This is a genomic window from Sporosarcina sp. A2, assembly GCF_050858885.1.
Taxonomy (GTDB): Bacteria; Bacillota; Bacilli; order Bacillales_A; family Planococcaceae; genus Sporosarcina.
The window spans coordinates 3,045,950-3,058,185 of the sequence record NZ_CP193898.1 but is presented as its reverse complement, the minus strand read 5'-3'; the positions used below and the strand labels follow the sequence as shown (position 1 = coordinate 3,058,185).

The following is a 12,236-nucleotide window of genomic DNA, read 5'->3' as shown; positions in this document are numbered from 1 at the left end:
GAACATAATAAATTTTTATAGATGAAGGGTTGGGAAAGTTATGGCATTGACAGCCGGTATCGTAGGACTTCCAAACGTTGGAAAGTCAACGTTGTTCAACGCAATTACAAAGGCAGGTGCAGAAGCGGCAAACTATCCGTTCTGTACAATCGATCCGAACGTTGGAATCGTAGAAGTACCTGATGAGCGACTTCAAAAGTTAACGGAATTGGTCACACCGAAAAAAACAATTGCAACTGCTTTTGAATTTACAGATATTGCTGGAATTGTTGAAGGTGCAAGTAAAGGGGAAGGACTTGGGAATAAATTCTTGTCTCATATCCGAGAGACCGATGCAATTTGTCAGGTCGTCCGTTGTTTTGCAGATGACAATATCACTCACGTCAGTGGAAAAGTAGATCCCTTGTCAGATATCGAAGTTATCAATCTTGAATTGATTCTTGCCGATATGGAAAGTGTGGACAAGCGTCTTCAACGTGTCACGAAGATGGCGAAGCAAAAAGACAAAGAGGCAATGGTGGAAGAGCCAATATTGTTGAAATTGATAGCTGCGTTTGAAGCGGGCGAGTCTGCACGCTCTGTAGAGTTGACTCCTGAAGAAACAGCAGTTGTAAAAGGGATGCATTTGTTGACGATTAAACCGATGCTTTACGTTGCAAACGTTTCAGAAGATGAAATTGCTGACGCTGCTAATAATGCTTATGTACAAGTCGTCCGTGACTTCGCAGAAAAGGATAATGCTGAAGTCATCGTGGTCTGTGCGAAGATAGAAGAAGAAATGGCAGAACTTGACGATGATGAAAAGCAAATGTTCCTTGATGAGCTTGGTATCGAAGAGTCTGGATTGGATCAGTTAATCCGTGCTGCGTATCAGTTGCTTGGGTTAGCAACGTACTTTACAGCAGGTGTGCAAGAAGTACGTGCATGGACATTCCGAAAAGGGATGAAAGCTCCTCAATGTGCAGGTGTCATCCATACAGATTTCGAGCGGGGATTCATCCGTGCTGAAACAGTTGCTTACGATGATCTTATGGCGACAGGTTCAATGGCGGCAGCTAAAGAAGCTGGGAAAGTCCGTCTAGAAGGAAAAGAGTACCTCGTCAAAGACGGCGATGTTATGCTATTCCGCTTTAACGTATAAAAACTCGACAAAAAGCAAGGCTTACGAGGGATACCTCAAAGCCTTGCTTTTAATATAGGGATAAACAAGTTCGCTTAACGCGGTTCGTTTGAGTTAAGCGGCACATGCAAATACAGTCTGGGACGCTCGGGATCATCCTTGACGAGCCACTCGTCGGGAAAGCGTCGAAGTTCCTTGTACATAACGAAATCTCCCACAGCCCCTCCGATCAGTAATCCGCCAAGCAATAACCATACACCACTTGATAGATATAAACCGATAACTGCAGGGAGTACACCGGTCGTCCAAAATGGAAGTAATAACGCTTTTCGAATGGCTTCGTTAGTCATCCACTCATCCGTCGTTGCATAAGCGATTCCAAGTTTTAAGTTCATGCCAACAATCATTTTTCTCCAAGGAACACCTGCGAAAACACGGAATCCAAGTAAATGAAATAATTCATGTATGACAATTAGAACTATATAGCCACCAATCACAGCAGGAAACTTCCATAGTGAAAAAGAAAACGTAAGTGTTTGATGAATCAGAAGTTGGATGAGACAATCGAGTGCGAATAAACCAACTGTGACCCATAAAGTAATCCAGAGTCCTTTTTTTGCTACCTTCTGTAAATCTAAGTCAACAATATGTGCGGGTTCATTAGAAGCGATCATTAAAACACCTCTCTTTACTAACATCAATTGGATGTGCAGACTTTTTCTTTACTATACAGGATAGATGCTTGAATTACGACTTGACCTATGATAGTATGTATTGATGTGAGTAAAACAATTTTACTTACTCCTTGCCCGCTGCATGCAGCAGGGCCCAAGTCCATAAGGAGGTGACTACAGATGAGAAAGTATGAAATTATGTACATTATTCGCCCAAGTCTTGAAGATGAGGCGAAAAAAGCATTGATCGAACGTTTCGACGGAGTCTTGACTTCTAACGGTGCGGAGATCATCGAGTCGAAAGAGTGGGGCAAGCGCCGTCTTGCATACGAAATCGACGATTTGCGTGAAGGTTTCTACCAACTAGTAACTCTTAACGCAGAGACAGAAGCAATCAACGAATTTACACGTCTTGCGAACATCAACGAAGGTATCCTTCGTCATATGGCTGTCCGTCTAGACGCATAATCCATAAAATTTAACGCAAAAAAACGATGAGGGAGGCTGAACTCTGATGATTAACCGTGTCGTATTGGTCGGCCGATTGACAAAGGATCCTGAACTCAAATATACACAAGGTGGAATTGCCGTCACTCGCTTTACATTGGCAGTGAACAGACCGTTCTCAAGTCAGTCTGGCGAACGTGAAGCTGATTTCATTAACTGTGTAGCTTGGAGAAAACAGGCGGAAAACACTGCGAATTTCTTACGTAAAGGAAGTCTAGCTGGTGTAGATGGACGTATTCAGACGAGTAATTTCGAAGGACAAGATGGCAAGCGCGTCTTCATGACGGAAGTTGTGGCAGATAGTGTTCAATTCTTGGAACCCCGTAATGCGAACTCTGAACGCTCTAGCTCACAAGGTAGCGCACCTGCATACGGAAACCAACAGACTGACCGTCCGTATAATCAGAATCAGCAACAGAATCAGCCGACTTATCAGCCTAACCAGCAAAACTATACACGTACTGATGAAGATCCATTTCAATCAGGTGGCGGTCCAATCGAAGTATCGGATGACGACTTGCCGTTCTGATCCGGATTTTACTCATGCGGATAAAAAGGAGGAGAAACGATTATGGCACCACGTCGTGGAGGAAAAAGACGCCGGAAAGTATGTTATTTCACGTCTAACAACATTACACACATCGACTATAAAGATGCAGACCTGCTCAAGAAATTTGTTTCTGAGCGCGGGAAAATCTTGCCACGTCGCGTAACTGGAACTAGCGCGAAGTATCAGCGTAAACTGACTTCAGCTATCAAACGCGCACGTATCATGGCACTTCTACCATTCGTAGCAGAAGAAAGATAATTATACGAGTCACCTTGTCATTCCGGGTTAACCTGGGGTTCAAGGTGACTTTTTTATTCCCAGTAAAATTACAGGGAACAGCTGTATGGCTTTGGTGTCTATCCTCTAATCGTGATACAATCAGAGGAGGACATCTGGGTGAAATAGATAGAGCTTTACACACGGATGATGTATGACGAACCGGAGGAATCCCTATATGCAAGACAATGCACGAAAACTGACATACGGAGCGATGATGATTGCACTGTTTGCAGTCCTGTTTGCGGTGAGTCTTTATATACCGCTACTAGGCAGTATTTCGCTATTTTTTATCCCGCTTCCGATCTTACTGTATCGACTTAGCTATGATCGTAGCGCAAGTCTACTCGTCGCTGTAGCGGCTATTTTCATTTCTTCATTATTAGGTGGCCTACTTTCGATACCCGCTGCAATTTCACTCGTTCTTATAGGTTTTGTCATGGGTGAGTGTATTGAAGCAACGAAATCGAAGTTCTACACGGTGATGGCAGTCGGGATGACTGTTCTTATTTCAATGGTAGCTACCTATGTAGGTGGTGTTCTACTTTTTGAATTCAATGCAATAGATGTCATGATGGACACATTCCAAGATGCCCAACAAAAAATGACTGGGTACTTGTCACAACTCGGAACACTTCCAAAAGACTATGAAAAAATCATTGCGGATACGTTTTTATATTATCGATCTACAATACCTGCCATGGTTATATTAGGTTCACTTCTATCGGGGTACTTATTTGTAGCTGCAAATTTCTATACCGCTGGACGGGTAGGAACAAAAGTTCAGAAGTTCCCACCGTTCAGAGAAATGAAATTACCGTTTATGACAATTGTCATTTATGCAGTTGTTATTTTGTCTTCGTTCCTAATGGGAACTGACACAACTTCAACTGGCTATCTGATCTACATTAATGCGATGGTCATTTTGAGATTTGCCTTCTTACTACAAGGACTCTCATTGATTTACTTCTTTTTACATGAACGGAAATTACCACGTTTCATCACTGTGCTTGCTACCGTATTTGCAGTGATGTTGAATCCGATGACGATACTGCTTGGAACACTGGACACGGCCATTAATATTCGGGCTTGGATAGGAAAAGACAAGGTGAACTAGGAGGATGAGGCAATGACTTCTTTTTTTAGAAAGAGAGCGATTCGTTATCCGCTTGCTGCCGTCTCACTCCTGGGCGTCCTAGCGGCAATATTCTTGTTTATGCTTAGTTTTTGGGTAGGTCTGGTTTATACGGTGATCTTTTTCGCACTGATTGGATCTTCTTGGAAAATCGAAGAACAAACATACGTAGACACGGAAAAACATATTGAAACTATGTCTTATCGAATGAAAAAGGTTGGAGAAGAAGCACTTCTAGAGTTGCCTATCGGAATTATTTTGCTCAATGATAAGCAAGTGATTGAATGGGCCAACCCTTATGCTGCAAAAATATTTGCAGAAGATTCGTTGATTGGCGAAGAACTTTTTGAACTATCAGAACAATTCAGATCCTTCTTAAAAGACGATGTACCTGAAGACTTGACGTTGACTGTTGGAGAACGTTCCTTCCGACTGACCTATAAGCCGGCAGATCGATTAATTTACTTATTCGATGTTACGAAAAAACGAGCGATCGAGTCTTTGTATTATGCAGATCGAACTGTCATTGGTATCTTACTCGTCGATAACTATGACGAACTCGCACAGACAATGGACGACCAAACTAGAAGTCAGCTGAACTCTCTAGTCACATCTCTTATCAATAGTTGGGGGACGGACAATGGGATTTTCGTAAAACGAGTTGCATCCGATCGCTTCCTAGCAGTTTTCAATGAATCAATGCTCAATGAATTAGAAAAGAGCAAGTTTGCAATTTTAGATGATGTTCGTGAGAAGACTGCAAAACAAAGTAATGGTCTTACATTGAGTATAGGTGTTGGAGCGGGATCTCCTTCGTTGACCGAATTAGGAGAGTTAGCGCAGTCTAGTCTGGACTTGGTACTTGGACGCGGAGGCGACCAAGTAGCCATTAAGCGATCAGATGGTAAACTGAAATTCTTCGGTGGTAAAACGAACCCTGTTGAGAAACGTACACGAGTGCGTGCGCGTGTTATTTCACATGCTCTCCGTGATTTAATCCAAGGAAGTGATCAAATCTTTGTCATGGGCCACAAGATGCCCGACATGGATGCAATAGGTGCTGCAATAGGCGTTCGCAAAATGGCGCGTATGAATAACGTTCCAGGATACGTTGTCGTGAACTTCGACGAACTTGATGCGAGCGTCCATCGTTTGATTGACGAGATTGAACAAGATCCGGATTTGTACGAGCATTTCATTCATCCAGATGAAGTGCTAGCGAAAATGACAGACAGGTCCCTCGTAGTTATTGTCGATACACACAAGCCAAGTATGGTCATTGATGAACGCGTGATTGATAAGGCTGAGAAATTGGTTGTCATCGATCACCACCGTCGAGGCGAGGAGTTTGTACAAAATACGATGCTTGTTTATATGGAACCCTACGCGTCTTCTACAGCAGAGCTCGTTACGGAACTAATTGAGTATCAACCGAAAAACGAAAAGTTGACGATGTTAGAGTCAACAGCGATGCTTGCAGGAATTGTTGTAGACACGAAAAGCTTTACGTTACGAACAGGTTCTCGTACATTTGAAGCAGCTTCGTATCTGCGTACGAATGGTGCGGATACGATACTCGTACAACGTCTGTTAAAAGAGAATATTGAAACGTACGTAGAGCGCTCCAAGCTTATTGAGACCGTGGAAATCATGGATGGCGGTATTGCTATTGCGAAAGGCGATAATGGAGAACCATACAATTCTGTACTTATTGCGCAAACTGCCGATATTTTACTGACGATGCAAGGCGTTTCAGCCTCGTTTGTCATTGCACCACGTTCAGATGGTAAGATTGGTATTAGTGCCCGTTCACTTGGCGAACTAAACGTACAGCGAGTGATGGAACAGCTTGGTGGCGGGGGGCATTTAACAAACGCTGCCACACAACTTACAGTGGATTCAGTAGAACTGGCTGAGTCCCAATTAAAACAAGTAATTTTGGATGATCAAGAAAGGGGAGAATGAACATGAAAGTTATTTTTCTACAAGACGTTAAAGGCAAAGGCAAAAAAGGTGATGTAAAAGAGGTTTCCGTTGGATACGCTCAAAACTTCCTACTTAAGAACAATGTAGCTGTTGAAGCAACGCCAGCAGCACTCAGCAAATTGGAAGGTCAAAAGAACCGTGAAGCGAAAGATGCAGCAGGCGAGTTAGAAGATGCGAAAAAGCTAAAAGCTAACATTGAAGAGTTGACGGTCGAATTGACTGCTAAGTCCGGTGAAGATGGCCGATTATTCGGATCTGTCACATCGAAGCAAATTGCATCAGCTCTAGAGAAGCAGCACGGGATTAAACTTGATAAGCGTAAGATGGATTTGCCTGAAGCGATTCGAGCACTTGGTTATACTAACGTACCAGTGAAACTGCATCATGACGTGAACGCTGTAATGAAGGTTCACGTAACGGAAGAATGATAAGGAGATAGACTGATGGATCAAATGATAGATCGTATACCCCCTCATAATAACGAAGCGGAGCAGTCCGTAATTGGTGCAATTTTCTTAGAACCACAAGCGCTAATTACAGCGGCTGAAATCTTGATACCTGAGGATTTCTACCGGACTGCGCATCACAAGATTTTTCTTACGATGATAAGCTTAAGTGATAAGGGTCAAGCGATCGATGTGGTCACTGTCACCGAGGAACTGTCTGCAAAGAAGGAACTAGAAGACGTCGGAGGGCTCTCTTATTTAATGGAGATAGCAAACTCCGTACCAACGGCTGCGAATATCGAACACTATGCGCGTATTGTTGAAGAGAAGTCATTACTTAGACGACTAATCCGAGTAGCCACGACAATCGTAGAAGACGGTTATACGCGCGAAGACGAAGTGGAAGCACTCCTGTCTGAAGCAGAAAAAAAAATGATGGAAGTTGCGAATCGCAAAAATGCAGGTGACTTCCGTCATATCAAGGACGTACTCGTAGATACGTACGATAATATTGAAATTTTGCATACACGTAAAGGAGACGTCACAGGCGTTCCTACCGGGTTTGCAGATCTCGATAAGATTACTGCTGGGTTCCAACCAAACGACTTGATAATCGTTGCCGCCCGTCCTTCTGTGGGTAAGACGGCATTTGCATTGAACGTTGCACAAAACGTTGCAACCAAGACAGATGAAAACGTCGCGATTTTTAGTCTAGAGATGGGTGCTGAGCAGCTCGTCATGCGTATGTTGTGTGCAGAGGGAAATATCGATGCCTCTGTACTTCGAACGGGGAACTTGGAAGCAGAAGACTGGCGCAAGCTGACGATGGCGATGGGCAGTCTGTCCAATGCTGGAATCTTCATTGACGATTCTCCAGGTATCCGTATTAATGAAATTCGTTCTAAGTGTCGACGTCTTCAGCAAGAGCATGGTCTCGGAATGATTATGATCGACTATTTGCAGCTCATTATGGGAAGCGGTCGATCTGGCGGGGAAAACCGACAACAAGAAGTATCGGAGATCTCCCGTTCGTTGAAGGCCCTCGCGCGTGAGTTGAAGGTTCCTGTAATTGCTCTTTCCCAGCTGTCTCGTGGCGTTGAACAACGACAAGACAAGCGGCCGATGATGTCCGACCTACGAGAGTCAGGAAGTATTGAGCAAGATGCCGATATCGTTTCGTTCTTATACCGGGAAGATTATTACGATAAAGAAACTGAAAACCAAAATATGATTGAAATTATTATTGCGAAACAGCGTAACGGCCCGACAGGAACGGTCACGTTAGCATTCGCAAAGGAATACAACAAGTTCTTGAATATCGATTGGTCACAACATGCGTCCTTCGGTGCTTAAACACGAATGTAGGAGAATAGTAGTTCTCCAACGTTCGTGTTTTTTCTTGACGCAGTCCATGAAACTTGGTACAATAATAGCTGTTTGAATGAGGATGCTTATGCATCCAGCGGAGGTGCTGATAATGCCATCAGTAGTAGTTGTTGGAACACAGTGGGGAGACGAAGGAAAGGGAAAGATTACAGATTTCCTTTCAGAAAATGCAGAAGTAATCGCACGTTACCAAGGCGGGAACAATGCGGGTCATACGATTATTTTCGGCGGGGAAACTTATAAACTTCACCTCGTGCCATCCGGCATTTTTTATAAAGAGAAGACGTCTGTTATCGGGAACGGCATGGTTGTCGATCCGAAAGCACTCGTCGGCGAATTGAAAGGCCTTCAAGACCGGGGCGTCCATACGGATAACTTGCGTATTTCTAACCGTGCACACGTCATTCTGCCATACCATTTGAAACAAGATATGGTGGAAGAAGAGAGCCGTGGGGAAAACAAGATTGGAACAACGGGTAAAGGAATCGGTCCTGCTTATATGGACAAGGCTGCACGAATCGGAATTCGTATGGCAGATTTGCTTGATTTTGAAGTATTCGAGACAAAGTTGCGCATGAACTTGAAAGAGAAGAATCGTCTATTTGAAAAAATGTACGATACAGAAGGATTTAAGATTGAAGACATTTTAGAAGAGTATTATGGCTACGGACAAGAACTTGCGAAGTACGTAACAGATACATCTAAAGTGTTGAATGATGCTCTTGACCAAGCCCGTAGAGTTCTTTTCGAAGGTGCTCAAGGTGTCATGCTCGATATCGACCAAGGAACTTATCCATTTGTAACTTCATCTAACCCAGTTGCTGGTGGAGTAACAATCGGTTCTGGTGTTGGACCAACTAAGATCGACCACGTTGTAGGGGTATGTAAAGCGTACACATCTCGCGTAGGTGACGGTCCATTCCCAACTGAGCTATTTGACGAAATTGGCGATAAAATCCGTATTGTCGGTAAAGAATTTGGAACAACAACAGGTCGTCCACGTCGTATCGGTTGGTTCGATAGCGTAGTCATTCGTCACGCACGTCGCGTCAGTGGTTTGACGGATCTATCTGTGAACTCAATCGACGTATTGACAGGACTAGATACAGTTAAAATTTGTACTGCTTATGAATACAAAGGTAAAACAATCACTGAGTACCCTGCAAACTTACGTATGCTTGCTGAGTGCACACCTATTTATGAAGAGCTTCCAGGCTGGACGGAAGATATCACTAAGTGTAAATCACTTGATGAGCTTCCGGAAAATGCACGTCACTACTTAGAGCGCATTTCTCAACTGACAGATGTAACGATTTCCATCTTCTCAGTAGGACCAGACCGTACACAAACAAACGTTATCAAAAGCGTTTGGCGTGCATAAGTAATTCTTATAAAACGCTCCCTCGATTCCTGCTACTAAGCGGAGTCTTGGGAAGCGTTTTTTCTATACGGGAAATTTCGACAAAATGCGGGAAATATTCCCCGGGAAATAAATATGGACTAGTGGGAAAATGTAACTTATACCCTCTTCGCACAGCGGTTTTGAAACGATTGGAACGTGCGAAAACACGTGAAGAATGGTAGAGTTAAAGGATACCAAGTAAATGTGCCGACTCGGCCAGAAAGGGTAGATTCCATGCAAAACAAAACAATACTCGTAGTAGATGACGAGAAACCCATTGCGGATATATTAGAATTCAATCTTAAAAAAGAAGGCTTTACTGTTTTCACAGCATATGATGGAGACGAAGCATTAGCGAAAGTAGAAGAGGTACAGCCAGATATTATGTTGCTCGATATCATGTTGCCAAAACAGGACGGTATGGAAGTATGTCGCGAAGTACGTAAGAAGTATGACTTTCCAATCATCATGTTGACAGCTAAAGACTCGGAAATCGATAAAGTACTCGGTTTGGAGTTGGGCGCAGATGATTATGTGACGAAGCCATTCGGAACACGTGAGCTAATTGCTCGAGTGAAAGCTAACTTGCGTCGTCATCAAAAGACTTCAGCTGATGAAGCAGAAGAAACAACAAATCATATTACTGTCGGAGCACTTGTAATCCAGCCTGATGCGTACCTTGCACAAAAGCGTGGAGTAACAATTGAACTTACTCATCGTGAATTTGAACTTCTACATTACTTATCTAATCATATTGGACAAGTGATGACACGTGAGCACTTATTGCAAACAGTTTGGGGCTACGATTACTTTGGTGACGTTCGTACAGTAGATGTAACGATTCGAAGACTTCGAGAAAAAATCGAAGACACACCAAGTCACCCAACATGGATTGTGACACGTCGCGGCGTTGGTTATTACTTGCGAGATCCGGAACAGGAGTAACCGAATGAGAAAAGTGGGGATCTTCAATTCCATTCATGTTAAGTTTGTCCTGATTTATGTCATGCTCATACTCCTCGCATTGCAGATTATCGGTCTGTATTTCTCTCGCGAGTTGGAACAAACTCTTAAAGGCAACTTTACAAACTCTATCAAAGATCGGATTAACCTAGTTGAATTTAGTGTGCGTGAAGAGATGCTAAAAGAACGATCCTCGGACGATCCCTCACTCGAAACGAGTTTGCGGACCGTCCTTTCAGGTTTTAGTTCAGAAGACATCAATGAAGTGCGTGTCATTGACTCTAAATACCGTATTCTAGCTTCGTCTGTACTCGATCATCAGAAAACGATGGTCGGTCAAAAGTCTACGGATGACGTAGTAAAAAGAGCCATCGTATCTCAAACTTCACCTCCAGTCATATACTTCAATAAAAAAACAGGGAACAGGGTCTTGAAACGTACATCTCCGATTATGAACGGCAGTGAAGTCATTGGTGCGCTCTATGTGGAGTCCAACATCGAAAAAGTATTTAAGCAGATTGATGAAATCAACCGGATTCTCGCCGGAGCCGCAGCAGTCTCGCTCACGATCACGATCATCATTGGGATTTTTATCGCACAGACATTCACACGACCGATCTCAGATATGCGACGACAAGCGCAAGCGATGGCGAAAGGTAACTACTCACGGAAAGTCCGTGTATACGGAAATGATGAAATGGGCCAGTTAGCAATTGCATTCAACCATCTAACCAATCAGTTATTAGAGTCGCAATCGACTACTGAAGCCGAAAGAAGAAAATTAGCTTCTGTCCTTGAGAACATGACGGACGGTGTTATTTCAACAGACCGTAAAGGGCGAGTCAGTCTCATTAATGATTCCGCACTAAGCATGTTAAGAATGACGAGTGACCTTGTACTGAATCGTCCAATCAATACGATTCTCGGAATCGAGAAAGAATACTCGTTTGAAGATCTCATTGAGATGCGAGAATCGATTCCACTCGATTTCAGTACAGAAGATGAGCCGTCTATTTTACGCGCAACGTTTTCCGTGACACAGCGTGAAACGGGGTTTGTAAATGGGCTCATTATTGTTTTACACGACAATACAGAGCAAGAAAAAATCGATATGGAACGTCGAGAATTTGTTTCCAACGTTTCACATGAACTTCGAACACCACTTACGACAATGCGTAGTTACCTGGAAGCCTTAGCTGATGGTGCATGGAGAAACGAAGACATTGCACCAGCTTTCTTGAACGTCACACAAACGGAAACGGAACGAATGATTCGCCTCGTGAATGACTTGCTGAAACTCTCAAGAATGGACAGTAACGAATATGAGCTTAATACAGAATGGGTAGATTTCAACACGTTCTTCAATTCGATTATTGATCGTTTCGAGTTTTCTAAATCACAAGAAGTCAGCTTCCGAAGAATCATACCGCCTGTGGACTTGTTCGTTGAAATTGACACCGACAAACTGACGCAAGTAATTGATAATATAATTTCGAATGCATTAAAGTATTCACCAGACGGTGGCATTGTTCGATTTAACGTCGCTGTACTAGAAGATTCTCTACGAGTCAGTATTTCAGATGAAGGACTCGGAATTCCTGCTGCGAACGTGAATCGGATCTTTGATCGCTTCTTCCGTTCAGACAAAGCTCGGTCACGGGCAATGGGTGGAACAGGTTTAGGGCTAGCTATCGCAAAGGAAATGATTTCTGCACATGGCGGCAAGATTTGGGCGCATAGTGTTGAAGGGGAAGGTACTTCCATCTTCTTCACACTGCCTTATGAACAAAA

At 43.3% G+C, this 12,236-nt stretch carries 11 protein-coding genes and 1 pseudogene; 11 read left to right on the top strand and 1 reads right to left on the bottom strand.

Going from position 1 to position 12,236, the window contains the following annotated elements; translation table 11 throughout:
- Positions 1-40: 40 nt before the first annotated feature.
- Positions 41-1,141 (top strand): redox-regulated ATPase YchF, encoded by a 1,101-nt coding sequence (ychF, locus tag ACRPI0_RS15560; RefSeq protein ID WP_432353685.1) that lies wholly within the window; start codon positions 41-43, stop codon positions 1,139-1,141.
- Positions 1,142-1,215: 74 nt separating this feature from the next.
- On the opposite strand, the gene ACRPI0_RS15555 is transcribed toward ychF, so the two are convergent.
- Positions 1,216-1,794 carry a DUF3267 domain-containing protein gene (locus ACRPI0_RS15555; RefSeq protein WP_432353684.1) on the bottom strand — a complete coding sequence of 193 codons (579 nt, stop codon included), beginning with the start codon at positions 1,792-1,794 and terminating at the stop codon, positions 1,216-1,218.
- 180 nt (positions 1,795-1,974) lie between these two features.
- On the opposite strand from ACRPI0_RS15555, the gene rpsF reads away from it, so the two are divergent.
- From rpsF to walK, 10 genes and pseudogenes are all read left to right on the top strand, one after another.
- Entirely contained in the window at positions 1,975-2,262 is a 288-nt protein-coding gene (gene rpsF, locus ACRPI0_RS15550) for a 30S ribosomal protein S6 (protein ID WP_432353683.1), read from the top strand.
- 46 nt (positions 2,263-2,308) lie between these two features.
- Complete coding sequence (gene ssb / locus ACRPI0_RS15545; RefSeq protein ID WP_432353682.1) at positions 2,309-2,830, top strand: single-stranded DNA-binding protein; 522 nt, start codon at positions 2,309-2,311, stop codon at positions 2,828-2,830.
- A 42-nt stretch (positions 2,831-2,872) separates the two neighbouring features.
- Entirely contained in the window at positions 2,873-3,109 is a 237-nt protein-coding gene (rpsR, locus tag ACRPI0_RS15540) for a 30S ribosomal protein S18 (protein WP_191691937.1), read from the top strand.
- 196 nt (positions 3,110-3,305) lie between these two features.
- Positions 3,306-4,244 carry a YybS family protein gene (locus ACRPI0_RS15535; protein WP_432353681.1) on the top strand — a complete coding sequence of 313 codons (939 nt, stop codon included), beginning with the start codon at positions 3,306-3,308 and terminating at the stop codon, positions 4,242-4,244.
- Between the two features lie 12 nt (positions 4,245-4,256).
- Positions 4,257-6,227 (top strand): DHH family phosphoesterase, encoded by a 1,971-nt coding sequence (locus ACRPI0_RS15530; RefSeq protein WP_432353680.1) that lies wholly within the window; start codon positions 4,257-4,259, stop codon positions 6,225-6,227.
- 2 nt (positions 6,228-6,229) lie between these two features.
- Positions 6,230-6,676, top strand: a complete 447-nt coding sequence (gene rplI / locus ACRPI0_RS15525) for a 50S ribosomal protein L9 (protein ID WP_432353678.1) — start codon at positions 6,230-6,232, stop codon at positions 6,674-6,676.
- A 15-nt stretch (positions 6,677-6,691) separates the two neighbouring features.
- Positions 6,692-8,047, top strand: a complete 1,356-nt coding sequence (gene dnaB, locus ACRPI0_RS15520; protein WP_432353676.1) for a replicative DNA helicase — start codon at positions 6,692-6,694, stop codon at positions 8,045-8,047.
- A 124-nt stretch (positions 8,048-8,171) separates the two neighbouring features.
- Positions 8,172-9,461, top strand: a complete 1,290-nt coding sequence (locus ACRPI0_RS15515) for an adenylosuccinate synthase (RefSeq protein WP_432353674.1) — start codon at positions 8,172-8,174, stop codon at positions 9,459-9,461.
- Positions 9,462-9,716: 255 nt separating this feature from the next.
- The gene (gene yycF / locus ACRPI0_RS15510) at positions 9,717-10,427 is read left to right on the top strand and encodes a response regulator YycF (protein WP_432353673.1); all 711 of its coding nucleotides are present in this window, start codon (positions 9,717-9,719) and stop codon (positions 10,425-10,427) included.
- 4 nt (positions 10,428-10,431) lie between these two features.
- Positions 10,432-12,186, top strand: a pseudogene (gene walK / locus ACRPI0_RS15505) (cell wall metabolism sensor histidine kinase WalK); the annotation flags it as partial.
- Positions 12,187-12,236: the final 50 nt, after the last annotated feature.

Coding starts and splice junctions, on each gene's coding strand:
- ychF (WP_432353685.1), top strand. CDS start 41: ATGGCATTGACAGCCGGTATCGTAGGACTTCCAAACGTTGGAAAGTCA.
- ACRPI0_RS15555 (WP_432353684.1), bottom strand. CDS start 1,794: ATGATCGCTTCTAATGAACCCGCACATATTGTTGACTTAGATTTACAG.
- rpsF (WP_432353683.1), top strand. CDS start 1,975: ATGAGAAAGTATGAAATTATGTACATTATTCGCCCAAGTCTTGAAGAT.
- ssb (WP_432353682.1), top strand. CDS start 2,309: ATGATTAACCGTGTCGTATTGGTCGGCCGATTGACAAAGGATCCTGAA.
- rpsR (WP_191691937.1), top strand. CDS start 2,873: ATGGCACCACGTCGTGGAGGAAAAAGACGCCGGAAAGTATGTTATTTC.
- ACRPI0_RS15535 (WP_432353681.1), top strand. CDS start 3,306: ATGCAAGACAATGCACGAAAACTGACATACGGAGCGATGATGATTGCA.
- ACRPI0_RS15530 (WP_432353680.1), top strand. CDS start 4,257: ATGACTTCTTTTTTTAGAAAGAGAGCGATTCGTTATCCGCTTGCTGCC.
- rplI (WP_432353678.1), top strand. CDS start 6,230: ATGAAAGTTATTTTTCTACAAGACGTTAAAGGCAAAGGCAAAAAAGGT.
- dnaB (WP_432353676.1), top strand. CDS start 6,692: ATGGATCAAATGATAGATCGTATACCCCCTCATAATAACGAAGCGGAG.
- ACRPI0_RS15515 (WP_432353674.1), top strand. CDS start 8,172: ATGCCATCAGTAGTAGTTGTTGGAACACAGTGGGGAGACGAAGGAAAG.
- yycF (WP_432353673.1), top strand. CDS start 9,717: ATGCAAAACAAAACAATACTCGTAGTAGATGACGAGAAACCCATTGCG.